Here is a 23998-nt window from a genome sequence, read left to right as displayed (position 1 = left end):
CGGTGGTCCCGGAATCAGTGGATGACGGGGCCGAGGTGCCAGCCGCCGCGGCGGCGCGGGGTGGGCGGCATGCCGCCCGAGCGCTGGCGGGGCAGCCAGACGATGCGGGTGGCGACGGCGCGCATCTGGCGGTCGGAGCGCCGGTCGCGCCAGTTGAGGTAGAGGGCCGGCCCGATGAGGAAGGCGGCGAGGGCGAGGACGACGAGGTAGTTCAGGAAGGTGGTCATGTCTCTACTGTCCGCCTGATCGCCCATGATCGACAGTGGCAGTACTGCCACAGAAGACAGAATTACTGCCACACTGTCTCCATGCTGAAAAACGTGGCCGTGGCCCTCGTCGACGGAGTCGCCCCCTTCGAGCTGGGGATCTTCTGCGAGGTGTTCGGAATCGATCGCAGTGACATGGGACTTCCGGTGTACGACTTCGCCGTGTGCGCGGTGGAGGAGGGACCGCTGTCCGTGGGAGGGGGCGCCTTCGCGATCACCCCCGCGCACGGGCCCGAACGGCTGGAGGAGGCGGACCTGATCTGCCTGCCCGCCGCCAAGGACGCCGACCGACGCATCTACCCCGAGCCCCTGCTCGCCGCCCTGCGCCGGGCCGTGGACCGCGGCGCCCGCGTGCTGAGCGTGTGCAGCGGGGCGTACGTCGTCGGCGCGGCCGGGCTCCTGGACGGCCGCCGCTGCACCACGCACTGGATGCACTCCGCGGCCCTGGCCCGCCGCTTCCCGCGCGCGGTCGTCGACCCGGACGTGCTCTACGTGGACGAGGGGTCGGTGATCACCGCCGCCGGCACCGCCTCGGGCATCGACGCGTGCCTGCACGTGGTCCGCCAGGAGCACGGCGCCGAGGTGGCCAACATCATCGCGCGGCGGATGGTCGTACCGCCCCACCGGGACGGCGGTCAGGCCCAGTTCATCCAGCGGCCGTTGCCGCGCACGGCCTGCGACACGGTGGGCGAGGTGATCGAGTGGATGGCCCGCCACCTGGACGAGGAGATCACCGTCGAGCAGCTCGCGGACCGCGCGCACATGTCCCCGCGGACCTTCGCCCGGCGCTTCCTCCAGGAGACCGGCACCACCCCGTACAAGTGGGTGCTGCGCCAGCGGGTCCTGCTGGCGCAGGAGCTGCTGGAGTCGACGAGCGAGACGGTGGACGCCATCGCCGGCCGCTGCGGCTTCGGCAACGCGGCCGCGCTGCGCCACCACTTCCTGCGGACCCTGGGCACCACGCCGAACTCCTTCCGGCGCGCGTTCCGGGGCCCGCAGGCCGCCTGAGGATCCGGATCAGGCGTTGGGGACGGTCTCGTAGCGGGGGGTGCCCTCCGCCATCTGCCGCAGGGCGTCCTTGCGGTCCCGCTTCGAGAGCCGGTCGATGTACAGGTAGCCGTACAGGTGGTCGGTCTCGTGCTGCAGGCAGCGGGCGAAGTAGCCGGTGCCGCGGACCTTGATCGGGTTGCCCTGGGCGTCCTGGCCCTCGACCTCGGCGTAGTCCGGGCGGGCCAGCGAGGCGTAGGCCGTGGGGACGGACAGGCAGCCCTCGTTGGAGTCGTCCAGCACCCGCGAGCCGGCCGGGAGCTCGACGAGCTTCGGGTTGACCACGACACCGGTGTGGCGGACGCCCTCGTCGTCCGGGCAGTCGTAGACGAAGACCTTGGCGTCCACGCCGATCTGGTTCGCGGCCAGGCCCACGCCCTCGGCCGCCTTCTGGCTGGCGAACATGTCGTCGATCAGCGTGGCCAGCTCGTCGCCGAACTCGGTGACGTCCTTGCACTCGCGGTGCAGGACCGGGTTGCCGACCACGGTGATGGGGCGGGCGGTACCGCGCTCACGGTGGGCGAGCTCGCGCGCCTCACAGTCCTCGGTGTCCACGACGTACCCGTCGTTCACGATCTCGACGACCTCGTTCTCCTGCTGCGCCATGTCTCCGCCGTACGCCTTCCGTAAGTGCTGCCCGTCACCGATGTGCCCGTACAGCCTACGGCCCCGGCTCAGCAGACTTCTTCGAGATCCCGCCACTCACGGGTGTCCGGGCTGTCCGCGACCCAGCCGTCCAGGAGTCCGCGGACGAGCCCGGCCGGGGCGGCGATCCCGCACTCCCGCTCGGGCACCCACAGGGAACCCGAGCCCGCCGTGCGGTGCCCCAGCGGGCCGGGGTGCCCGGGCTCGCTGTGGTCGTGCGGGTCCAGGTGCTCCCCGTCGCCCTCGTCGCTCGGCATCTCGCTCTCCGAACAGGTCCGGCACAGCAGCCGCACCGACGAGGACCAGTCCTCCGCGGCGAACCCCGCGTCCGACGCGAGCTGCTCCAGCGCGTCCCGGTCCGCCTCGGAGGCGGCCTCCAGCAGCACCACCCAGGTCGGCACCGGCGACGGCGCCCACAGCTCGATCTCGTCGAAGACCGGGTACGAGGGGCCGGCCGCGGTCACCCGCTCCCCGTGCGGGACCCCGTCGTGCAGCACGACCTCGCCCCAGCGCCGGCCCGAGGACGGCAGCGGGATCGACAGCACCTCCAGGCGGGCCGGATCCAGCCGTCGGCCCCACACCACCTCGGCCTCGCCCTCCGGCGAGAGCCGCACGGCGGCGCTGCCGAGCTCCATGCCGACCGGTTCGCCGTTCCCGCCGCCGTGCGGGTCCCCGGGGACCTTCAGCCCGTACGCCTGCCAGGCCCGCCGGGCCAGCGGCCAGTCCTGCAGCGCGGTGGCGGCGATGCCGACGTTCCACCAGTCCGGGGCTCCGGCCTCCCGGTCCAGCAGGGCCACGGCGCGCAGGCCGGCGGCCCGCGCCTGCTCCCAGTCGTGCCGGAACTTGTGCAGCAGCGCCAGGTTGAACCAGGACTCGGACAGCCAGGGCTCCAGGTCCGCCGCTCTGGTCAGGAGCGCTCCCGCGTCCTCGTACCGACCGTCGCCGATCAGCGTGAACGCGCGGTCGGTGGCCTGCCGCCACGAGGCGGAGGGCCTGTGCCGTACCTTCCCGAAGATCCTCACGATTCCCGCCTGCCTGGGGGCACCCACCCCGCGGAAGCCGGGGGCCTGTGGTGCAGCCTTGCGGACACTCTTACTCGCATCCAACCATGCCCACTCGGACGGCCGCTCATTACCCATGGGTTACCCAGGTGGAACGGGAACGACTCGGGCCCCTTCGCCCCTGGCCAGAACCCTCGCCAGGCACTCCACCACCTCCGGCTGGAAATCCCGCCCGGTGCCCAGCCGGAGCTGTTCCAGGGCCTCCAGGGAGCCGCCCGGGTGACGGTGTCCGTCGACCGGGCGGGCCGCCAGGTCCTCGTACGCGTTCACCGTCCGCACGATCCGCGCCGAGACGGGCTGCTCCCGGTACGGGTCCGCCTGCCGCTCCACCACCACAGCGACCTCGACCGGCACCCCGGTCCGGCGGGCCACCTCACCGCCCAGCCCGGCGATCCGGCGCGCCTCGGCGGCGGGCAGCCCGGCCGTGGCCCCGTCCGGCACCGGGTCCACCAGCGACAGCTGGCCGATGTCGTGCATCAGGGCGGCGTACTCCAGCACGACGAGCTCGCGCTGCGACAGGCCCAGCTCGCGGCCGACGGCGCAGCTGAGGGCGGCGACCCGGCGGGAGTGCCCGGGGCGGGTGCAGCCGGCGATCTCGGTGGCGCGCGCCAGCGAGGTGATGGTCTGCCGATAGGTGGTGCGGACCGCGGTGATCCGGTGGAAGGACAGCTGGGTGAGCAGCAGCGGCACGCTGAGGACCGGGACCGCCCACAGTCCGGCGACGGCGACGCCGAGCGCCATGACCACGCCGGTGGCGCAGATCGCCGAACCGATGCCGAGCTGGGCGCGCAGTTCGTCGCGCAGCAGCGGACAGTACGGACGTCCCGTGCGCCCGGCGGCGAGGGCGGCGGCGAGCACCGCGTCGCACAGGGCGGTGAGGCCCAGCAGGAGGACCAGGCAGAGCACGAGGGCCGGGCCCTGGCCCAGCGGCTCGGCGAACCCGCCGGGGGTGTGCAGCGGCTGGAAGCAGACCGCCGCGAAGGCGACGGTGAGCACCCGCCGGGCCAGGTGGTCGGCGGCGGGGCCGCGACCGCGGGCCACGTGCGGGACGATCCCGGCGAGGGCGGCCGCGACGACGACCGCGACGGTCTGGAGCACGCCGTGCCGGGTGGGCACGCCGGCGTTCTGGCAGAGCAGGGCGTAGGCGAGGGCGCCGGCCAGGCCGAGCGGGGCGGGCTGCGGTCCGGCCACGCCGCCCGGATCCCGGCGGGCGAGCTCTCCGACGGCGATCAGCGCGGCGAAGGCGAGGGCGGTGCCCGGTTCGGCGACGCCGTGCCACAGGGTGTCGGCGAGGGCGGCGAGGGCGAGCAGGACGGCGGCGGCGCGGACCGCGCCCGGCGCGGCCCCCTTCACCGCACGCCCCGGGCGCCGGGCTCGTCGGGCCCCGGTGCGGCGTCCGCGCCGCGCTCGGGCGGGGCCTTCCCGTCCTGCGCGGGCAGGACGCGCAGCGCGGCGGTCCCGGCGGCCGTCGGCCCGCCCGCGCCGGCCGGGCGGCCGTGCGGTGCGGGGCCGGGACCGTCCGGCCCGCGCCGCCGCGCCGGCGCGCCCGGTCCGGGCCGGGGGCCCGGTGGCTCTCCGGGGGCGGGGTCGGAGATGACCTGGAGGTCCTCGTCGGAGGTGACCACGGGGTGCCAGCCGTGTCGGCCGATAGCGTCCGTGAGGGCCCGCACCATCGCCGGGTCGAAGTGGGAGCCCGCGCACCGCTGCAGTTCGGTCAGGGCGGTGGGCACCGGCCGGGCCCGGCTGTAGGAGCGGGTCGAGGTCATCGCGTCGAAGGCGTCGGCGACGGCCACCACCCGGGCCAGCTCCGGGATCTGCTCGCCCCGCAGCCCGTACGGGTAGCCGGAGCCGTCCACCCGTTCGTGGTGGTGCAGGATCGCCGACCGGGCCTCCCCGAGGAAGCCGATGCCCCGGACCATCTCGTGCCCGTACTCCGGGTGCAGTTCGATGGTGCGGCGTTCCTGCGGGGTGAGCGGGCCGTCCTTGCGCAGCAGCCGGGTGGGGACGCCCAGCTTGCCGACGTCGTGCAGGATCCCGGCGATGCGGACCACTTCCAGCCGGTCCCCGGCCATGCCCAGCTCGCGGGCAATCATCGTGGAGGCCTGGCCGACGCGTTCGCTGTGGCCGCGGGTGTAGCGGTCCTTGATGTCGACGGCCTGTACGAGGGCGCGGATGGTGGCCCGGTGGGCGGCGCTCTCGCGGTGGTACTGGGCGAAGACCCAGCAGGAGACGTACATCGGCAGCAGGACGAGCAGGGCGGCCGGGATCCCGTACGGGCTGCGCCACATGACCGCCATCATCAGGCCGGCGAGTCCGTGGACGCAGTGCGGGGCCAGCCAGCGGACGGGGGGCTCCCGCCAGGCGGCGGAGGCGGTCCGGCCCCCCGCCGCGGCCAGGACGGCCCCGTCGAGCACGGTGGTCACGAGGCCGAAGGCGACGGCGGCGGCGGTCGCGGGGAGCAGGACGGCGGGGAAGTCGGCCAGGGCCGCGGGCGCTCCCGAGCCGGCCGTGGGGCCGCCACCGAGGGCGGCCGGACCGCCGAGCAGCCCGAAGACCTGTGCCGCGGCCCACGCGGCGGTCGCCTGCTGGGCGCCGTGCCAGACCCGGCGCACCGTGGCGGGCGGCTGGGCGACAGCTCCCGCGAACCCGCCGGGCAGCGCCACCAGCGCGGCGGCGGCGGGCGGCAGCAGGCAGACGGCGGCGAGCACCACGGGGAGGAAGGAGCCGAGGCCCTCCGGCACCCGGGTGCCGGGCAGCGGGAGGGCGCGGACGAGTTCGCAGCCGAGGTAGAGCGCGGCGAGCAGGAGGACGGCCGCCCAGGGCGTTGCGGAATCCGTGAGGGCGGGCACCGCGCACACGACGGCCGCGAGGACGGCGCACAGGACGCAGCCGCGGACCGCCGGCGGAAGTTCCCGCATGGGCGTTCTCCTCCCCTGGGCCGTGCAAAGCCTGGCGCCGAATGGAACCGGCACCGTTTCGGGAGAATAGGTGGGGCCCCGAGCGGGGCGGGCCACATTTTCGTATTGCGCCATGCGGACGCCCCCGGATTAGCACATTCGGGTGAACGAACGGCTCTTCCGGGGGCGGTGGTGGAGTGCGCGGCCGGTTACCGGCGCGGTCAGCCGGGAGCGGGGTTGTCCGCGGTGACGTCGTGGTCGGGCACGGCCTGGCCCGAGCGGATCAGTTCGATCCGGCCCATCACCTTCGACCGCAGGTCGCTCGGCACGTCGTCCGACCCGCAGCAGCGCTTGACCAGCTTCTTCACCGCCTGCTCCAGGCCGTACTTCTCCAGACAGGGATTGCACTCGCCGAAGTGGGTCTCGAACTTCGTGCAGTCGCTGTCGGGCATCTCATGGTCGAGGAACTCGTACAGGTGGTCCAGGACCTCAGAGCACTCTGTCTCGTGCGGCTCTCCGCAACTCATGAGCCCGAGCCTTTCCGGTCGTTCGCCTCTCCCGCACCCGCGGGAACCAGCCCGCGCTCGCGGGCGTAGTCCTCCAGCATTCCGCGGAGTTGGCGGCGGCCACGGTGCAGTCGCGACATGACCGTTCCGATGGGTGTACCCATGATGTCCGCGATCTCCTTGTACGCAAAGCCCTCTACGTCGGCAAGATAGACCGCGATGCGGAACTCTTCCGGAATGGCCTGCAGGGCTTCCTTCACGTCCGAGTCGGGCAGGTGGTCGAGCGCCTGCGACTCGGCCGAGCGCAGACCGGTCGACATGTGCGACTCGGCGCGGGCCAGCTGCCAGTCCTCGATCTCCTCCGCGGCGCTGCGCTGGGGCTCGCGCTGCTTCTTGCGGTAGGAGTTGATGAACGTGTTGGTCAGGATGCGGTACAGCCAGGCCTTCAGATTGGTGCCCTCGCGGAACTGGTGGAAGGACGCGTACGCCTTCGCGTACGTCTCCTGGACCAGGTCCTCGGCGTCGGCCGGGTTGCGCGTCATGCGCAGCGCGGCCGAGTACATCTGGTCGAGGTAGCCGAGGGCGTCCCGCTCGAAGCGCGCGTTGCGCTCCTGGGTCGTCTCCTCCGCGTGGCCTTCGTCGGTCCCAGCGACAGGACCCACCTCCTCCGACTGCGTGGCGGCTCCGAAAGCGGATCCGCTCGAATCGGAGAATAGTCGACCTTCCCGGCCCCCCGCCGCCCGAAGCGAGCTGCGCTTGGGGGCGGGCAGCACCGTCCAGTCCAGGTCAGCGGCCTGCGGACGGTTCTGGCTGATGACCTGGGTCATGCGCTCCCTCTCCTCCGACGTTCCCGTACGTACCGACATACGAGACAACAGAGGGGCAGGGCCCGGCATTCCCGCCCGGGAATGCCGGGCCCGGCATTCCCGGGCGAGGGGCGGGTTTTCCGGCCGCGGCGGGCGGCGGCCGGACGGCCCGGCGGGCGCTCACCCCGCCAGCCGCGCGAGCCACTCCCCCGCCGCCCCGGTGATCGTCCGCAGTGCGTCCTCCTGGGTGGTGTCCGCCTTCTTCGGCACCGCGAAGCCGTGGTCGCCGTGGGCGACCTCCACCAGCTCGTACGGGGTGTCCCCGGCCGGGGGCGGGAACTCCTCGGGACGCCCGAAGGGGTCACGGCCGCCCTGCACCACCAGGGTGGGCAGGCCCGTCCCGGTGAGCTCCCCGGCGCGGGACTTCTCGGGGCGGCCCGGCGGGTGGAGCGGGAACGCCAGCGCCAGCACTCCGGCGGCGCCCAGGTCGGCGGCGGTCCGGCAGGCCACCCGGGCGCCGGCGCTGCGCCCCGCGGCGACCACCGGCTGTCCGGGCTTCGCCAGGGCCGGCCACAGCCCGCGCCAGCCCTCGTCGAGCACCTTGGGGGCGGCGGCGACCTTCTTCCCGGCGACCCGCCAGGGCTGTTCGACCAGGGCCACGGTGATCCCGCGGGCGGGCAGGGCGGCGGCCAGTGCCGCGAGGTCCCGGGCCTCGATGCCGCCGCCGGCGCCGTGGCCCACGGCGAGCACCAGCGCGGCCCGGCGGGCGGTGTGCCAGGTGATGCGGGCCTCGCCCGTCGGGGTGTCGACGCTCTCGGTCGTGGTCATGCCCCCATCCTGCACGCGGGCGGCCGTGCCGGGCGCCCGCGAAGGGCCCGTGCCGCGCGGGTCGCAGGCGGGTCGGAGCCGGGTCGCAGCCAGGACCCGAGAGGCTCAGAAGAGGGTCTGCTCCTCCGGGGCGGCCAGCTCCGTGAGCAGTTCCGGCCCGTTGTTGCGCACGCTGCTGACGGCGGTGGAGACCGGGTAGGCGCGCATCAGCCCGCCCGGCGGGGGCGCCAGCAGCTCCCTCAGGGAGCCCTCGGTGTCGGTGTTCGCGGGGTCCAGCCAGGCGTCCCAGCGGTCGGGGGTGAGCATCAGCGGCATCCGCGGGTGGATGTCGGAGAGCGAGCGGGGCCCTTCGGCGGGGGCCACGCCCAGGGGTGTGGTCTCGGCCTCGGTGGTGATCACCGAGCAGGTGACCCACCAGGCGAGCGGGTGCGCGTCGGGCAGGGTCCGGTCGCGCCAGAACTCGTACAGGCCCGCCATGGCGAAGGGGGCGCCGTCGGAGGGCAGCACGAAGTAGGGCTGCTTGCGGCCCGCTTCTTCTTCCCCTCGACCTCCAGCTGCCGTTCGTCGTGGGCGGTGACCCACTCGTAGTAGCCGTCGGCCGGGACGATGCAGCGGCGCTGCGCGAAGGCGCGGCGGAAGGACGGCTTCTCGTGCAGGGTCTCGGACCGGGCGTTGATCATCCGGGCGGCGCCGTCGGGGTTCTGGGCCCAGGAGGGGACCAGTCCCCATTTCAGGACCCGCAGCTGGCGAACCGGACGCGCGTGCGAGGCGTCCTTGAGGGGGCGGTCGAGGACGACGTGGACCTCCTTGGTCGGTGCCACGTTCCAGTCGGGCGCCAGGGCCTCCTCGGGTTCCCACCTCTCGATCCCGAAGGCCTCCACGAGTTCCCCGGCCCCACGACTCGCTGCATACCGTCCGCACATGGCTGCCACACTGCCATGTCACCCGTACACCACCGCAAGGAGTCCGCCACCCCATGGACAGCAGCACGACCGCCGGCCTCTGGGACCGGCTCACGGGCATACAGACCCCGCCCGACCGGTGGCTGGTGATCGTCACCGGTCTGGTCGCGCTGGCCGCCGTGGGGCCGCGGCCGCTGTGGCGGCTCTCCCGCAACGCCATCACCATCGCGCACGAGGGCGGCCACGGCCTGCTCGCCCTGCTCACGGGTCGGCGCCTGAGCGGCATACGGCTGCACTCCGACACCAGCGGGGTGACCGTCAGCCGGGGCAGGCCGACGGGACTGGGCATGATCCTCACCGCCGCCGGCGGGTACACGGCGCCCTCGCTGCTCGGCCTGGGCGGGGCTGCCCTGCTCTCGGCGCACCGGATCACCCTGCTGCTGTGGGCGGCCACCGCCCTGCTGGTGGTCATGCTCGTGATGATCCGCAACGCCTACGGGGCGCTGACGGTGGTCCTGACCGGCGGAACCTTCCTGCTGGTGTCCTGGCTGGCCCCCGCGGAGGTACAGGCGGGCTTCGCGTATCTGGTGGTGTGGTTCCTGCTGCTCGGCGGGGTGCGGCCGGTCTTCGAGCTCGGCGCCAAGCGCAGGAACGGCGGGGCGCCGGACTCCGACGCCGACCAGCTGGGCCGGCTCACCCACCTGCACCCGGTGGTGTGGCTGCTCTTCTTCCACGTGGTCGCGTTGTGCTCGCTGCTCGGTGGCGGCCGCTGGCTGCTCGCCCTGTGATCCGACCACCCTTCGAGACCGGACGGCGATCAAGATCTGGGCCCGGAGGAAGCCACTAAAGTGGGGGCCATGACCGAGACCCCCGCGCTCCCTGCCCTCTGGCCCGCTCCGCTCGCCGAGGGGACCGTCCACGCCACCGTCACGGTGCCGGGTTCCAAATCGGTCACCAACCGTGCCCTGGTCCTGGCCGCGCTCGCCTCGGAGCCCGGCTGGGTGCGCCGCCCGCTGCGCTCGCGCGACTCCCAGCTGATGGCGGACGCGCTGCGCGCGATGGGCGTGGGCATCGAGGAGACCGTCTCCTCCAGCTCGGCCGGGGCGGGTGCGGGCGGCGAGGCCTGGCGCGTCATCCCGGCGGCGCTGCACGGCCCGACCACCGTCGACGTCGGCAACGCGGGGACGGTCATGCGCTTCCTCCCGCCCGTCGCCACCCTGGCCGACGGCGACATCCGCTTCGACGGCGACCCGCGCTCCTACGAGCGCCCGCTCGGCCAGGTCATCACGGCCCTGCGCACGCTCGGCGCCCGGATCGACGACGACGGCCGGGGCGCGCTGCCGATGACCGTCCAGGGCGGCGGGGCCCTGGAGGGCGGCACGGTCGAGATCGACGCCAGCAACTCCTCCCAGTTCGTCTCCGCGCTGCTGCTGTCCGCCCCGCGCTTCAACCAGGGCGTCGAGGTGCGGCACGTGGGCACCAACCTGCCGTCGATGCCGCACATCCGGATGACCGTGGAGATGCTGCGCGCCGCGGGCGCCCAGGTCGACACCCCGGAGGCGGGCGGCGAGAAGGACGTGTGGCGGGTCACCCCGGGCGCCCTGCTCGGCCGCGACATGGTCGTGGAGCCGGACCTGTCCAACGCCCAGCCCTTCCTGGCCGCGGCGCTGATCACCGGCGGGACGGTCACCATCCCCGACTGGCCGCGCCGCACCACGCAGCCCGGCGACGCGCTGCGCCGGATCTTCACGGAGATGGGCGGCTCCTGCGAACTGACCGACGCCGGCCTGGTCTTCACCGGCACCGGCAAGATCCACGGCATCGACGTGGACCTGAGCGAGGTCGGCGAGCTCACCCCCGGCATCGCCGCGGTCGCGGCGCTGGCCGACTCGGAGTCGGTGCTGCGGGGCGTCGCCCACCTGCGGCTGCACGAGACGGACCGGCTGGCCGCGCTGACCAAGGAGATCAACGCCCTCGGCGGCGACGTCACCGAGACCGAGGACGGCCTGCGCATCCGCCCGCGCCGGATGCACGGCGGGGTGTTCCACACGTACGACGACCACCGGATGGCCACCGCGGGCGCGGTCATCGGCCTGGCGGTCGAGGGTGTGCAGATCGAGAACGTGGCGACGACCGCGAAGACCCTGCCCGACTTCCCGAAGATGTGGACGGACATGCTGGCCGGGGACCCGGTGTCCGAAGCGGGTGCGGGAGCGTAGGGCCCGTCATGCGCAGGTACGGCAAGCACACCGACGAGGACGACATCCGCCAGCGTCCGAACCCCAAGGGCAACCGGCCCCGGACGAACATCCGGCCCAAGCACGAGGACGCCTCCGAGGGTTTCGTCCTCACCGTGGACCGCGGCCGGCTGACCTGCCTGGTCGACGGCCGCACGATCACCGCCATGAAGTCCAGGGAACTGGGCCGCAAGGCGGCGGTGGTGGGCGACCGGGTGTGGATCGTCGGTGACCTGTCCGGCAAGAAGGACACCCTGGCCCGCATCGTGCGGATCGAGGAGCGCAAGTCCGTCCTGCGCCGTACCGCGGACGACGACGACCCCTACGAGCGGGTGGTCGTGGCCAACGCCGACCAGCTGGCGATCGTCACCGCGCTGGCCGATCCGGAGCCGCGGCCCCGGATGATCGACCGCTGTCTGGTCGCGGCGTACGACGCCGGGCTGGAGCCGCTGCTGGTGCTCACCAAGTCCGACCTGACCTCCGCGGACAAGATCCTGGAGATCTACGCGACGCTCGGCCTGAACTACGTGGTCACCAACCGCGAGGAGCTCGCCGCGGGCAACGCGGCCGAGCGGGTCCGGGAGCGGCTGACCGGGCGGATCACCGCCTTCGTCGGGCACTCGGGCGTCGGCAAGACCACGCTGGTGAACTCGCTGGTCGCCGAGGGCCGCCAGCGCGCCACCGGCCATGTCAACGCGGTCACCGGCCGCGGCCGGCACACCACCACCTCGGCGCTGGCACTGCCGCTGCCGGGCGGGGACGGCTGGGTGATCGACACCCCGGGCGTGCGTTCGTTCGGCCTGCACCACGTGGACCCGTCCCGGGTGATCCTGGCCTTCCCGGACCTGGTGCCGGGCACGGAGGAGTGCCCGCGCGCGTGCAGCCACGACGAGCAGGACTGCGCGCTCGACCAGTGGGTGGAGGACGGCCACGCGGATCCGGCGCGGCTGTACTCGCTGCGGCGGCTGCTGGAGACGCGGGAGCGCCGGGAGGGCGACTGACCCCTCCGGTGGGTATGCCGTGTTTGTCGGGGAACCGCTCTGGATAAATGCATAATCGCACCAAGTGACGCAATGTCACGTGACGCGGGGAGGCATTCGACATGGCGTGGCTGCTGGTCGTGGTCGCCGGACTCCTGGAGACCGGTTTCGCGGTCTGCCTGAAGCTCTCCCACGGATTCACCCGGCTGTGGCCGACCGTCGCCTTCGCGTGCTTCGCGCTCGGCAGCTTCGGCCTGCTGACGCTTGCGCTGAAGAAGCTCGACGTCGGCCCGGCGTACGCGGTGTGGACGGGCATCGGGGCGGCCGGCACCGCGATCTACGGCATGATCTTCCTCGGCGACCTGGTCTCGACCCTGAAACTCGTCTCGATCACGCTGGTCATCCTCGGGGTCATCGGGCTCCAGCTGTCCGGATCGGCGCACTGAGCAGCCCGAGCAGCTCGCCCTCCCCCGGCCCCTCGCCCGGGGCGACCACGTAGGAGAGCGCCAGCCGTACGGCGAGCTCGCACCGCTGCGGCCCCTCCCCCGGCATGAGCGCGGCGGCCGCCCGGTCCCGGACGTCGCGGGCCAGTTCGCCCGGCCCCGGGGTCCGGCCGCCCGCGGCGGGCAGGCCCGGGTCCCAGCTCCCGGTGAGCAGGGCCCTCAGCAGGGGACGGGCGCGGGCCGCCCGTACGGTCCACTCGGCGAGGGCGGCGAGCCGCTCCGACGGCCGGGCGGGGCCGGACAGGGCCCGTTCCACGCCCTCCAGGTACCGGTCGGCCTCCCGCCGCACCAGGGCCCGGCCCAGGCCCGCCTTTCCGCCGAACTCGTTGTAGAGGGTCTGCCGGGACACCCCGGCCGCGGCCGCCACCTCGACCATCCGCACGGCGGGCCAGGGGTGTGCGCGCAGTGCCGCCGCCGCCGCGTCCAGCAGGCTTTCCCGGGCTGCCGGCATCCGCGCCTCCCCGCTCGGCCCTCCGGCCAGAGTTGACGGGCCGCCAGACCCTGTCAAGGACCCCGATGCCCGCCGGGGGCGGTATCCGGCCGCACTGTGGACCTCGTTCGCCGGGGGCGGCCGGCCCCGATACTGTTCGGACATGCCCGAGTATGACGATGACCTCCGCCTCGCCCTCGCACTCGCCGACGCCGCGGACGCCACCACCATGGAGCGGTACCGCGCCCTCGACCTGAAGGTCGAGACGAAGCCGGACATGACCCCGGTGACCGAGGCGGACAGGGCGGCCGAGGAGGTCGTCCGGGCCGGCATCGAGGCGGCCCGGCCCGAGGACGCCATCCTGGGCGAGGAGTACGGCCTCAAGGGCAGCGGCCCCCGCCGCTGGGTCGTGGACCCGATCGACGGGACGAAGAACTACGTGCGCGGGGTGCCCGTCTGGGCGACCCTGATCTCCCTGATGGCCGAGGACGCGGACGGCACGTTCCGCCCGGTGGTGGGCGTGGTGTCCGCGCCGGCGCTGGGCCGCCGCTGGTGGGCCGCCAAGGGCGGCGGCGCCTTCGCGGGCGGCGCGCTCGGCCGCCCCACCCCGATCGGCGTCTCGAAGGTCGGCGGCCTCGGCGACGCCTCGTTCGCCTACTCCTCGCTGGGGGGCTGGGAGGAGCAGGGGCGGCTGCCCGGCTTCCTGGAGCTCACGCGCGCCTGCTGGCGCACCCGCGGCTACGGCGACTTCTGGCCGTACATGATGGTCGCGGAGGGTTCGCTGGACCTGTGCGCCGAGCCGGAACTGAACCTGTGGGACATGGCGGCCGTCGCGGTCGTGGTCGAGGAGGCCGGCGGCCGCTTCACCAGCCTGGACGGGGTGGACGGGGTCCACGGCGGGAACGCCGCCGCGTCGAACGGCCTGCTCCACGACGAGATGCTCACGCTGCTGCGCCCGCGCGGCTGAGAGCGCCGTACGCGCCGGGCGCGCGGCTCCCGCACACCCGGCGCGCTCCTTTCGCACGCCTCCTTGCTGGCCCTCCCGGTCCGTGGGAATCTGAGAATCCCCACGCTTGTGCGCTTGTGAAGCGTTTCTCTTGAGACGCTCCACGGGTCGCACCCACCCCGGCGCGGGGGCTCACCCCAGGAGGTGGCTCTCTTCATGCTCGTCCGTGACGCCATGAGCACCGTGATCCTCACCCTCGGACCCGCACACACCCTCCGACAGGCGGCCTGCCTGATGTCCGGCCGGCGCATCGGCGCGGCCGTCGTCCTCGACCCCGAACACTGCGGGATCGGCATCCTGACCGAGCGCGACATCCTCAATTCACTGGGCGCGGGCCACGACCCGGACCGCGAGTCCGTGGCCGCGCACACCACCAACAACGTCGTCTTCTGCACCCCGGACGCCACCTTGCAGGAGGCCGCCGAGGCCATGGCGCACGGCGGTTTCCGGCATCTGATCGTCCTGGAGCACGGCGGGCCGGTCGGCATCGTGTCCGTGCGCGACGTCATCCGCTGCTGGGTGCCCGCGCGGCGCAGCAGCGTGGCGGCGTAGGAACCGGGAACGGGCGGAGGGCCGGACCCCCTCGGGGATCCGGCCCTCCAGCCCTCGGCGTGCCGGCCTGGTCAGCCGCGGAGGGCCTGGACCGCAGCCTCCAGCCGCTTGCCGAAGTCACCGTCCGCCTGACGGAAGTTGTTGATCGCGCGCTCGGCGATGTCGTCGCGCGAGACCTTGGCGATGAAGCCGGAGAGGTTCTCGATCAGACGCGCCTTCTCGTCCTCCGAGTACAGCCGGTAGAGGTTGCCGGCCTGCACGAAGTCGTCGTCCTCGGAGTGGACCGGGGCGGCGTGGTTGCCCGTGCCGCCCGTGACCGGGACCGGCTGCCACAGCGGGCGATCGGTCTGGTGCGGGCCGCCGAAGCTGTTCGGCTCGTAGTTCTTCGCACCCTTGTGGCGGCCGTCGTACAGGTAGCCGTCACGGGAGTTGGTGCGCGCCTCGGTGGCGTGCGGACGGTTCACCGGCAGGTGGTCGGCGTTGATGCCGACGCGGTAGCGGTGGGCGTCGCCGTAGCCGAAGAGGCGGCCCTGGAGCATCTTGTCCGGGGAGGGGCCGATGCCGGGGACGAAGTGCGCCGGGCTGAAGATGGACTGCTCGACCTCGGCGAAGACGTTCTCCGGGTTGCGGTTGAGCTCCAGCTTGCCGATCTCGATCGGCGGGTAGTCCTCGTGCGGCCACACCTTGGTGAGGTCGAACGGGTTGAAGCGGTAGGTCGCCGCGTCGGCCGCGGGCATGATCTGGACCTGCACGGTCCAGGTCGGGAAGTCGCCGCGCTCGATGGCCTCGCGCAGGTCGCGCTGGTGGCTGTCGGGGTCCTCGCCGGCGAGGACGTTGGCCTCGGCCTGGGTGAGGTTCTTGATGCCCTGGTCGGTCTTGAAGTGGTACTTGACCCAGAAGACCTCGCCGGCCTCGTTGTTCCACTGGAACGTGTGCGAACCGTAGCCGTTCATGTGGCGGTAGGACGCCGGGATGCCGCGGTCGCCGAAGAGCCAGGTCACCTGGTGGGTCGACTCGGGCGAGAGGCCCCAGAAGTCCCAGACGTTGTCCGCCTCCTGCGAGCCCGTGTACGGGTCGCGCTTCTGGGTGTGGATGAAGTCCGGGAACTTGATGGCGTCCTTGATGAAGAACACCGGGGTGTTGTTGCCGACGAGGTCGTAGTTGCCCTCTTCGGTGTAGAACTTCAGCGCCCAGCCGCGGGGGTCGCGCACGGCGTCGGCGGAGCCGAGGTTGCCGGCGACGGTGGAGAAGCGCAGGAAGGTCTCCGTCTGCTTGCCGACCTCGGAGAGGAACGCGGCACGCGTCCACTGCGAGACGTCACGGGTCAGCGTGAAGGTGCCGTACGCACCGGCGCCGCGGGCGTGCACCACGCGCTCCGGGATGCGCTCGCGGTTGAAGTGGGCGAGCTTCTCCAGCAGGAGCTGGTCCTGGACCAGCACGGGCCCGCCGACGCCGGCCGTCTCGCTGTTCTGGTTGTCGGCGACCGGCGCTCCGGCCTCCGTGGTGAGCGGTCCCTGCGTCACGCGCGCCTCCTGCGTCATGTCCAGCGTGTCCTGTCCTTGGCGTCTGCCGTACTCGATCCTACGATGGACTTTGTCTAAGTCAAGTAAGCATCCAAGTCCACACGGGTTCGGGAGTTGCACCGAATCCCTCACTGTTAGGCTGATGCCCATGAGTGACCTGCTGGAACGACTTCGCGGACGCGGCTGGCGCATGACGGCACAGCGACGCGTCGTGGCCGAGGTGCTCGACGGTGACCACGTGCACCTGACGGCCGACGAGGTGCACGCGCGCGCCGTGGTCAGGCTTCCCGAGATCTCGCGCGCCACCGTGTACAACACGCTGGGCGAGCTCGTCACCCTCGGCGAGGTCCTGGAGGTCTCCACGGACCGCCGCGCCAAGCGGTACGACCCCAACGCCCACCGCCCCCACCAGCACCTGGTCTGCGCCCGGTGCGGGGCCATCCGCGACGTCCACCCGGCGGGCGACCCGCTGGCCGACCTGCCCGCGGCGGAACGCTTCGGCTTCGTGGTGTCGGCGGTCGAGGTCACCTACCGGGGCCTCTGCCCGGGCTGCGCCGCGGCCTGAAACGCAACGACGAAGGGCCCGGCCCCCCGCACACCGCGGGGGTCCGGGCCCTTCGTGCACGGCCGGCTCCGACGGCACGGCCTTGCAGGAGAAAACGACGAAGGGCCCGGATCCCATGGGATCCGGGCCCTTCGTCTTCAGTAGCGGGGACAGGATTTGAACCTGCGACCTCTGGGTTATGAGCCCAGCGAGCTACCGAGCTGCTCCACCCCGCGTCGGTGAACCCCACGTTACGTGAAGGCCCCCGGCAGATGCAAATCCCTTGGCCGGCCCTCAGGCCGAGAGCTCCTCGGCCAGCGCCTCGCGCAGCCGGGCCGCCCGTTCGGAGACCTCCGCCGGGCCCAGCTCCATGGCACGGGCGCACCACTTCTGCCCCTCCGCGAGGTCCCCGTGCCGGGCCGCGAGCAGGCCCAGCCGCAGGGCGGCCCGGCCGTGACCGGCCACCGCGGCCCGGGTCCACCACAGGGCGGCCTCCGGCTCGTTGCCCTCCCGCGCCAGGAGCAGCCCCAGGTTGAACGCCCCGTTACGGGAGCCGGCCTCGGCCGCCTCCCGGTACCAGCGGGCCGCGACCGCCATGTCGCCGCGGGCGGCGGCCAGCATGCCGACCCGCACCTGCGCCCGGCGGTGCCCCAGCTCGGCGGCCCGCTCGTACCACTCCTCGCTCTCCGTACGCGGGGCGCCGCCCACCGGCTCACCCAGGGCCGGCGGCTCCGGCGGCGGGGCCAGCGACTCCAGCAGCGCGGCCAGGCGGAAGGCCGCCTCCGCGCTGCCACCGCCCGCGGCGCACCGCAGGTGCCGCTCGGCGGCCCGCTCCTCGCCGTCCCGGACCAGCGCGATGCCGACCTGGAGGGCCGCGTCGGTGTGCCCGGCCGAGGCGGCCCGCTCGTACCACTTCAGCGCCGTACGGTCCTCGTCGCGGCTGGCGAACAGGATGCCGAGGTTGAACGCGGCGTCCACGCTGCCCGCCTCCGCCGCCTTCGAGAACCACGGCTCGGCGCCCGCCGCGTCGCCGACCTGGAGCAGCATGATGGCCAGCGCGTTGGCCGCCTCGCGGTGCCCGGCGTAGGCCGCGCGCCGGTACCACTGCTCGGCCTGCGCGGTCCGGTCCTGTGCGGCGCACAGCAAAGCAAGGTTGTACGCCCCGTTTTGGTCTCCGGCGTCCATGGCGGTGCGGTACCAGCGCTCGGCGGTCTGGGTCTCGCCGCGGGCCGCGTGCAGCGCACCCAGGGCGTTGGCGGCGTTGCCGTCGCCGTCCTCCGCCGCCCGGTGCCACCAGGCCGCCGCGCTCTCCTCGTCACCGGCGTCGCGCAGCAGGAAGCCGAGGGCGCACGCGGCCCGCGCCTCGCCCTGCTTGGCGGAGGTCAGGTACCAGCGCCCGGCCTCCTTGAGCTCTCCGCGCGCCTCCAGGAGCGCGCCCAGGTGCAGGGCGGCCCGGCGGTGCCCGCGCGCGGCGGCCTGCCGGTACCACTGCTCGGCCTCGGCCGGGTCGCCCTTGCGCAGGTGCCGCGCCAGCCGGTAGGCGGCCTCGCGGTGGCCCTGCTCGGCGGCGGCGCGGAACCACCGCTCGACGCCCTTGTCCCCGCGGTGCTCCAGCAGATCGGCCAGCCCGAACGCGCCCAGGGCGTGGCCGGATTCCGCCGCCTGGCGCAGCCAGTACTCGGCGGCCGGCTCGTCCCCGCGCTCGCGGAAGTGACGGCCCAGGGCGTGCGCGGCCGGCGCGGATCCGGCCACGGCGGCGACGCGCCACCAGCCCGCGGCCTCGTCCGGGTAACCCCTCTGGAGCAGCAGGACGCCCAGGTTGTTGGCGGCGGCCCGGTCACCCTCGGCGGTGGCCCCCCGCAGGTACGGCTCGGCGCCGTCCAGGTCTCCGCGGCGCAGCAGCAGCGCCCCGAGCACGCTCATGGCACCGGGGTCGCCCTTGTCGGCGGCCACCCGGTGCCGGGCCTCCAGCTCGGCGGCGTCGCTCGCCGTGTCGGTCTCGGCGAACATCTCCTCCGCGAAATCCGCATCGGTCAGTGCAGTCTGCGTGTCGGCGCCCCGTGCCGACTCGTTGGCTCCTGTGCCCGCTTCGGCCCGCGCCCTCACAAACCGCCCTGTCTCCAGCAGAGTTGACCTGTCCCCCATATATCCCATCGTCGCATCACCTGCTACCCGCGTACACCTGGTATGTCGCAGTCAGTGAGGTCACTACAGCGTTTTGTCGACATGCCCACAGTGAGGCAAGTCAAACACGCTCCCACCCCAACTCACCCGTCTCGGTTACCGCGTGTCCCGTCCGGACATGACGAAGGCCCGGATCCATCGGATCCGGGCCTTCGTCTTCAGTAGCGGGGACAGGATTTGAACCTGCGACCTCTGGGTTATGAGCCCAGCGAGCTACCGAGCTGCTCCACCCCGCGTCGGTGAAACAACAGTATCACGACGCGGGACGGAGCCCTCACGGATTGATCATCAGCCGCCCGGAGGAGGCGTCGCGGGAGGCGGCGTGGCCTTCGCCTCCGCCTCGATCGCCTTCTTCAGCGCGGCCTTGATGTCGTCCTGGGCCTTGCCGAAGGCCGTCCAGTCGCCGGACTGCCTGGCCTTCTCGGCCTCCTCGATCGCCCTCTGGGCGTCGGCGAGGGCCGCCTTGACCGTCGGGTCCTGGTTGGTCGGGGGCGTGACCGTGCCCTCGCCCGGCGGCTGGGCCGGGGGCACCGGCGTGGTCGGCGCCTCGGCACCGAAGACCACGTTCAGCGCCTTCTCCAGGGTGTCCTCGAAGGCCGTCTGGTTGCCGTAGGTCACCAGGACCTTGCGCAGCAGCGGGTACTTCAGGCCGGAGCTGCGGACGTAGACCGGCTCGACGTAGAGCATCCCGCCGTCGAGCGGCACCGCGAGCAGGTTGCCGTACTCGATCTCGGAGTCGCCACCGCGCAGCAGGCGGATGGACTCTGCGATCTTCGGCTCCGACTGGAACTTGCTCTGCACCTGGCCGGGGCCCTCCGGCGGCTTGCTGGTCGGCATCTTCAGGATGCGGATCTTGCCGTAGTCCTCGGTGCCCGGATCGGCGTTGACCGCCATGAAGGCACTCAGGTTGGGCCGCTCGTTCGGCGTGAACGTCGTGGTGAGCGAGAAGACCTGGTCCTTCTCCTTCTGGTCCGGCATCTTCATCGACAGGTAGTACGGCGGGACCGCCGTGCCGGCCTTGGTCGTCGGGTCGTCCGGGACGGCCCAGGCCTCACTGCCGCTGAGGAAGGTCTGCGGGTCCGTGACGTGGTACCGGGTCAGCAGCTCGCGCTGGACCTTGAAGAGGTCCTGCGGGTACCGCAGGTGGTCCATGAGCGGCTTGGAGATCTCGCCCTTGGGCTTGACCGTCCCCGGGAAGGCCTTCATCCAGGTCTTCAGGACCGGGTCCTGGGTGTCCCACTGGTAGAGGTCCACCGAGCCGTCGTAGGCGTCGACGGTGGCCTTCACCGAGTTGCGGATGTAGTTGACCTGGTTCTCCTGGGCGACCACGGCGCGCTGGCTGTTGGTCAGCGAGTCCGCGGTGCTCTGGCCCAGAGTGGTCCGCGAGGCGTACGGGTAGCCGTTGGTGGTCGTGTAGGCGTCGACGATCCACTTGATCCGGCCGTCGATGACCGCCGGGTACGGCGCGCCGTCGATGGTCAGCCAGGGGGCGACGGCCTCGACGCGCTGCTTGGGCGTGCGGTTGTAGAGGATCCGCGAGCCCTCGCCGATGGCTCCCGAGTAGAGGATCTGCGGCTCGCTGAAGGTCAGCGCGTAGGCGGCCCGGTTGACCGGGTTGTCCAGGTTGACCCCGGAGTCGCCCTCGTAGCTGGTCTCCTTCTCGCCCTTGTCGTCGGAGTAGTCGAGCTCCTTCTGCGGGCCGCCGACGATCGAGTACTGCTTCGTCTGCTCGCCGTAGTAGATGCGCTGCTCGAAGTCCGTGCCGAACATCCCCTTGGAGGGCAGGTCGGACTGGGTGAAGTCGGGGGCGCCGTCCTTGACGGTGGTGCCCTTGGCCGCGACCACGCCGTAGCCGTGCGTGTACTTGAAGTGGTCGTTGATCCAGTTGTTCTTCGGGATGCCGCCGATGTTCAGCTCGCGCAGACCGATCACGGTGTCCTGGCCGCTGTAGCGGTCCACGGCCAGCGTGGAGGGGAAGGCGTAGTAGCCCTTGACCTGCTGGAGCTGCTGGAAGGCCGGCGAGACGATGTTCGGGTCGAGCAGGCGCAGGCTGGCCGTGGTGTCGGCCGCCGACCGCAGCTTGGTGCGGTCCTCGGTCTGCGGGGCCCCGGGGTAGTCCTTGACCTCGGCCCCGGCGATCCCGTAGGCGTCGCGCGTGGCCTTGATGTTCTTCTGGACGTAGGGGGATTCCTTGGCCTGCTCGTTCGGCTGGACCTGGAACTTCTGCACGATCGCCGGGTAGAGCCCGCCGATCAGGATCGCCGAGAGCACCATCAGGCCGAAGCCGATCACCGGCAGCTGCCAGGTGCGCCGCCACAGCGTCGCGAAGAACAGCACCGCGCAGATCGCGGCGATGGCGACGAGGATCGTCTTCGCCGGGAGGTAGGCGTTGGCGTCGACGTAGCGCAGGCCGGTCCAGTTGTCGGAGGCCTTGAAGTCACTGGACTTCACGGCGAGGCCGTAGCGGTCGAGCCAGTAGGCGATGGCCTTGAAGGTCACGAAGAGGCCGAGCAGCACCGACAGGTGCCCCGTCGCGGCGGCGGTGGCACGGGCGCCGGGGCTGGTCACGCGCAGTCCGCCGTACAGGTAGTGCACGACGGCGGCGGCGATCACCGACAGGACGACCGCGGCGAAGCCGAAGCCGAGCAGGAAGCGGTACCAGGGCAGGTCGAAGGTGTAGAAGGACACGTCCATGTTGAACTGGGGGTCCTTCGTGCCGAAGGGCACCCCGTTCACGTACATGAGCCAGGTCTTCCACTGGCCGGCCGCGGAAGCGCCCGCGATCAGGCCGACGAGCACGGAGATGCCGAGGAGCAGCCACTTCTTGTACGGGGCGATGCTCATCCGGTAGCGGTCCAGGCTCTGCTGCTCCAGTGACATCGCGCTGAGCGGCGGCCGCAGCCGGTGGGCCAGCCAGATGTTCAGCCCGACCGCACCGGTCATCAGCAGCCCGAAGACGGCGAAGAGGCCGATCTTGGTCCACAGCGTGGTCGTGAAGACCGTGGAGTACTTCACGGAACGGAACCAGAGCCAGTCCGTCCAGAACCCGGCGAACATGATGAAGAGCATGGCCAGGACGGCGAGCACGCCCAGGGTCATGAGGAGAGTGCGCGCCCGCCGGGAGGGGCGGCCGACTCTCATCCGTGGCCCGGAAGGGCCTCCGCCGCGGTCCGGCATCTGGAAAGCCAAGGTGTGCCACCTCGAAAGTCGCTGAGTCTGGTGATGAACGGGCCCCCGATCGTAGAGCCCACTCATGCAACTTACTGAGGCTTTAGTCAGTTCCCGTTATCAGGTGGAAAGGAGGCAGGATGTTGTCCATGTCCAACGATTCGCCTTCCCCCGGCACCCCCATGGCGGCCTCCCCGCTCACCCGCGCCTGTCTCGAGATCGACGAATACGCGGCGGGCCTCGGCTGGGACAAGCCCGCGCGGCTGTTCGCGCTGGTCGACACCGCCCGGCTCAGGAAGCAGGAGCCGCGCCTGGCCTCCCAGCTCGGCGTCGACCAGGACGACGCCGGCAAGAGCTCCCTCACCCCGATCGAGCAGGACCAGGTCCCCTCGGGGACTCCGCTCGACAAGTTCCTCGGCACCATCGCCTGGCCCGACGCCGTCGTCGGCTGCGCGCTGACGGTGGAGCGGCTGATGCTGCCGCCGTCCGCGGAGGCGTCCGTACCGGAGGGCCTGTCCGACAAGCAGCTGGCGAAGTGGGTCGCCGGGCACCCGGAGCGCCAGGAGGTCCGCCTCACCGTGGCCGTGCTGCGCGACGGCTCGCGCGAGTCGGCCGTACGGCTGCGCGCGAAGGACTCCTCGACGGAGGTCCTCACGGGCGGCGGCCTGGTGCCGGGCCTGGCCGAGGCCCTCTCGGCGACCTTCGCCTGAGGCGCTGCCGGGGGGCCGGTCAGGGCTTGGCCGTGCACTGCGGCAGCCCGGCCGTGTCCCCCTTGCTGATCTTCTGGAGCGATTCCGTGGCGTCGGCGATGGTGGAGACCTTCACCAGGGTCAGCCCGTCCGGGACGTTCGTCGCGGCGGAGGCGCAGTTGTCCGCCGGGGTCAGGAAGTACTCGGCGCCGGCCTTGCGGGCGCCGATGGTCTTCATCTGGATGCCGCCGATCGGGCCGACCTTGCCGGTGTCGTCGATGGTGCCGGTGCCCGCGACGAACTTGCCGCCGGTCAGGTCCGCCGGGGTGAGCTTGTCGACGATGCCGAGGGCGAACATCAGGCCCGCGCTCGGGCCGCCGACGTCGGCGAGCTTGATGTCGATCGTGAACGGGAAGGTGTGGTCGCTCCCGGCCCGGATGCCGACGATGGCGCGGCCGTCGCCCTCCGCCTTGCCCGCGGTGACCGTGACCTTGCTCGTCTCCGTGGCCTCGCGTCCGGCCTTCGCGGCGGCTGCCGCGTCGGCGGCGGGCACGATGGTGAACTCGACCGGTTCGCCGGGCTTGTGCTTGGTGACGAGCTTCGCGACGTCCTCGGGGGCGGTGACCGGGGCGCCGTCCACCGCCTTGACCACGTCACCGGCGTGCAGCTTGCCCTCCGACGGGCTGTCCTTGACCACGGAGGCGACGATCACCCGTGCGGTGACCGGGATGCCGAGCTGCTTCAGGGCCGCCACCTTGGCGCTCTGCTGCGACTGGCTGAACTCCTCGGCGTTCTCCTGGGTGGACTCCGCGTCGGTCTTGCCGTCGGGGTAGAGGTTCTCGTGCGGCACCACGATGTTGTCGCCGGCCAGCCAGCCGTAGACGGCTTCCAGCAGGTTCATGTCATAGTCCGCGCCGGTGACCCGGACCGTCGTCATGTTCAGGTGCCCGCTGGTCGGGTAGGTCTGCCGCCCCGAGATGTTCAGGACGGGCGCACCGTGCGAGTCCCCGAGGGTGTTCACGGTCGGGCCGGGGCTCATCTCGGAGTACGGGACCTTGATGAACACGCCGGCGCAGAGCAGCGCGAACAGCACGAGGGTGGAGGCGAGCATCGTCGCGGTGCGGCGTGGCATGGTTCCGACAGTACGGGACGGGCCCGCCGGGCGGCCCTCGGGGCCGGTCCGTACGGGGGCGTGCGCGGAACTCTCACGAGAATCTCAGGAGG

The 23998-nt window shown here is 72.4% G+C and carries 22 protein-coding genes, 2 tRNA genes and 1 pseudogene; 9 read left to right on the top strand and 16 right to left on the bottom strand.

Going from position 1 to position 23998, the window contains the following annotated elements:
* Nucleotides 1-14: 14 nt before the first annotated feature.
* Nucleotides 15-227, bottom strand: a complete 213-nt coding sequence (locus tag ACPU2J_RS22695) for a hypothetical protein (RefSeq protein ID WP_361602832.1) — start codon at nucleotides 225-227, stop codon at nucleotides 15-17.
* A gap of 81 nt (nucleotides 228-308) precedes the next feature.
* Between ACPU2J_RS22695 and ACPU2J_RS22690 the strand changes: the two genes are divergently transcribed.
* Entirely contained in the window at nucleotides 309-1274 is a 966-nt protein-coding gene (locus ACPU2J_RS22690; RefSeq protein WP_361602829.1) for a helix-turn-helix domain-containing protein, read from the top strand.
* A 9-nt stretch (nucleotides 1275-1283) separates the two neighbouring features.
* Here ACPU2J_RS22690 and def read toward each other — a convergent pair whose 3' ends face one another.
* The 8 genes and pseudogenes from def to ACPU2J_RS22650 form a co-directional block, all read right to left on the bottom strand.
* Nucleotides 1284-1919, bottom strand: coding sequence for a peptide deformylase (gene def, locus ACPU2J_RS22685; RefSeq protein WP_365069664.1), 636 nt, complete (start codon nucleotides 1917-1919; stop codon nucleotides 1284-1286).
* A 68-nt stretch (nucleotides 1920-1987) separates the two neighbouring features.
* On the bottom strand, nucleotides 1988-2980 hold the full coding sequence (locus ACPU2J_RS22680; RefSeq protein ID WP_420079654.1) for a tetratricopeptide repeat protein: 993 nt from the start codon (nucleotides 2978-2980) through the stop codon (nucleotides 1988-1990).
* A 120-nt stretch (nucleotides 2981-3100) separates the two neighbouring features.
* Nucleotides 3101-4372 (bottom strand): HD-GYP domain-containing protein, encoded by a 1272-nt coding sequence (locus ACPU2J_RS22675; protein WP_420079655.1) that lies wholly within the window; start codon nucleotides 4370-4372, stop codon nucleotides 3101-3103.
* Complete coding sequence (locus tag ACPU2J_RS22670; protein ID WP_423833897.1) at nucleotides 4369-5937, bottom strand: HD-GYP domain-containing protein; 1569 nt, start codon at nucleotides 5935-5937, stop codon at nucleotides 4369-4371. The genes ACPU2J_RS22675 and ACPU2J_RS22670 overlap by 4 nt, the downstream gene beginning before the upstream one ends.
* Before the next feature lie 200 nt (nucleotides 5938-6137).
* A complete protein-coding gene (gene rsrA / locus ACPU2J_RS22665) occupies nucleotides 6138-6443 on the bottom strand; it encodes a mycothiol system anti-sigma-R factor (protein WP_030032336.1) in 306 nt (101 codons plus the stop codon).
* Nucleotides 6440-7084 carry a sigma-70 family RNA polymerase sigma factor gene (locus ACPU2J_RS22660; protein WP_361602865.1) on the bottom strand — a complete coding sequence of 215 codons (645 nt, stop codon included), beginning with the start codon at nucleotides 7082-7084 and terminating at the stop codon, nucleotides 6440-6442. Before ACPU2J_RS22660 ends, rsrA begins: the two co-directional genes overlap by 4 nt.
* Before the next feature lie 324 nt (nucleotides 7085-7408).
* Nucleotides 7409-8056 (bottom strand): alpha/beta family hydrolase, encoded by a 648-nt coding sequence (locus ACPU2J_RS22655; protein WP_423833896.1) that lies wholly within the window; start codon nucleotides 8054-8056, stop codon nucleotides 7409-7411.
* A 105-nt stretch (nucleotides 8057-8161) separates the two neighbouring features.
* A pseudogene (locus tag ACPU2J_RS22650) lies at nucleotides 8162-8979 on the bottom strand (SOS response-associated peptidase).
* A 53-nt stretch (nucleotides 8980-9032) separates the two neighbouring features.
* On the opposite strand from ACPU2J_RS22650, the gene ACPU2J_RS22645 reads away from it, so the two are divergent.
* The 4 genes from ACPU2J_RS22645 (at nucleotide 9033) to ACPU2J_RS22630 (ending at nucleotide 12621) form a co-directional block, all read left to right on the top strand.
* Nucleotides 9033-9746, top strand: a complete 714-nt coding sequence (locus ACPU2J_RS22645; RefSeq protein ID WP_365069674.1) for a M50 family metallopeptidase — start codon at nucleotides 9033-9035, stop codon at nucleotides 9744-9746.
* A gap of 69 nt (nucleotides 9747-9815) precedes the next feature.
* Complete coding sequence (gene aroA, locus ACPU2J_RS22640; protein WP_420079659.1) at nucleotides 9816-11177, top strand: 3-phosphoshikimate 1-carboxyvinyltransferase; 1362 nt, start codon at nucleotides 9816-9818, stop codon at nucleotides 11175-11177.
* Nucleotides 11178-11185: 8 nt separating this feature from the next.
* A complete protein-coding gene (gene rsgA / locus ACPU2J_RS22635; protein WP_420079660.1) occupies nucleotides 11186-12196 on the top strand; it encodes a ribosome small subunit-dependent GTPase A in 1011 nt (336 codons plus the stop codon).
* 101 nt (nucleotides 12197-12297) lie between these two features.
* Complete coding sequence (locus tag ACPU2J_RS22630) at nucleotides 12298-12621, top strand: DMT family transporter (RefSeq protein ID WP_360864879.1); 324 nt, start codon at nucleotides 12298-12300, stop codon at nucleotides 12619-12621.
* Here ACPU2J_RS22630 and ACPU2J_RS22625 read toward each other — a convergent pair.
* Nucleotides 12587-13129, bottom strand: a complete 543-nt coding sequence (locus ACPU2J_RS22625) for a TetR/AcrR family transcriptional regulator (RefSeq protein ID WP_420079661.1) — start codon at nucleotides 13127-13129, stop codon at nucleotides 12587-12589. The two genes, ACPU2J_RS22630 and ACPU2J_RS22625, sit on opposite strands and share 35 nt — an antisense overlap.
* A 142-nt stretch (nucleotides 13130-13271) precedes the next feature.
* Between ACPU2J_RS22625 and hisN the strand changes: the two genes are divergently transcribed.
* Nucleotides 13272-14075, top strand: coding sequence for a histidinol-phosphatase (hisN, locus tag ACPU2J_RS22620; RefSeq protein ID WP_420079662.1), 804 nt, complete (start codon nucleotides 13272-13274; stop codon nucleotides 14073-14075).
* 195 nt (nucleotides 14076-14270) lie between these two features.
* On the top strand, nucleotides 14271-14666 hold the full coding sequence (locus ACPU2J_RS22615; protein WP_361602790.1) for a CBS domain-containing protein: 396 nt from the start codon (nucleotides 14271-14273) through the stop codon (nucleotides 14664-14666).
* A gap of 71 nt (nucleotides 14667-14737) precedes the next feature.
* On the opposite strand, the gene ACPU2J_RS22610 is transcribed toward ACPU2J_RS22615, so the two are convergent.
* The gene (locus tag ACPU2J_RS22610; protein ID WP_420079663.1) at nucleotides 14738-16207 is read right to left on the bottom strand and encodes a catalase; all 1470 of its coding nucleotides are present in this window, start codon (nucleotides 16205-16207) and stop codon (nucleotides 14738-14740) included.
* A 130-nt stretch (nucleotides 16208-16337) separates the two neighbouring features.
* Between ACPU2J_RS22610 and ACPU2J_RS22605 the strand changes: the two genes are divergently transcribed.
* On the top strand, nucleotides 16338-16754 hold the full coding sequence (locus ACPU2J_RS22605) for a Fur family transcriptional regulator (RefSeq protein WP_361602784.1): 417 nt from the start codon (nucleotides 16338-16340) through the stop codon (nucleotides 16752-16754).
* Nucleotides 16755-16895: 141 nt separating this feature from the next.
* Here the strand turns inward: ACPU2J_RS22605 and ACPU2J_RS22600 are convergent.
* The 4 genes from ACPU2J_RS22600 to ACPU2J_RS22585 form a co-directional block, all read right to left on the bottom strand.
* A tRNA-Met gene (locus tag ACPU2J_RS22600) sits at nucleotides 16896-16969 on the bottom strand.
* A gap of 58 nt (nucleotides 16970-17027) precedes the next feature.
* Nucleotides 17028-18743 (bottom strand): tetratricopeptide repeat protein, encoded by a 1716-nt coding sequence (locus ACPU2J_RS22595; protein ID WP_389068999.1) that lies wholly within the window; start codon nucleotides 18741-18743, stop codon nucleotides 17028-17030.
* A gap of 336 nt (nucleotides 18744-19079) precedes the next feature.
* Nucleotides 19080-19153: transfer RNA gene (locus ACPU2J_RS22590), tRNA-Met, on the bottom strand.
* Between the two features lie 52 nt (nucleotides 19154-19205).
* Nucleotides 19206-22094, bottom strand: a complete 2889-nt coding sequence (locus ACPU2J_RS22585) for a UPF0182 family protein (RefSeq protein ID WP_420082360.1) — start codon at nucleotides 22092-22094, stop codon at nucleotides 19206-19208.
* A gap of 131 nt (nucleotides 22095-22225) precedes the next feature.
* On the opposite strand from ACPU2J_RS22585, the gene ACPU2J_RS22580 reads away from it, so the two are divergent.
* Complete coding sequence (locus ACPU2J_RS22580; RefSeq protein ID WP_420079664.1) at nucleotides 22226-22795, top strand: PPA1309 family protein; 570 nt, start codon at nucleotides 22226-22228, stop codon at nucleotides 22793-22795.
* 19 nt (nucleotides 22796-22814) lie between these two features.
* Here ACPU2J_RS22580 and ACPU2J_RS22575 read toward each other — a convergent pair whose 3' ends face one another.
* Nucleotides 22815-23906, bottom strand: coding sequence for a YlbL family protein (locus tag ACPU2J_RS22575; RefSeq protein WP_365069686.1), 1092 nt, complete (start codon nucleotides 23904-23906; stop codon nucleotides 22815-22817).
* Nucleotides 23907-23998 lie beyond the last annotated feature (92 nt).

Source organism: Streptomyces manipurensis (genome assembly GCF_049570255.1).
In the GTDB taxonomy this organism is placed as follows: Bacteria; Actinomycetota; Actinomycetes; order Streptomycetales; family Streptomycetaceae; genus Streptomyces; species Streptomyces manipurensis.
Note: the sequence above shows the minus strand (reverse complement) of the source record. Positions and strands in the feature narration are given on the sequence as shown.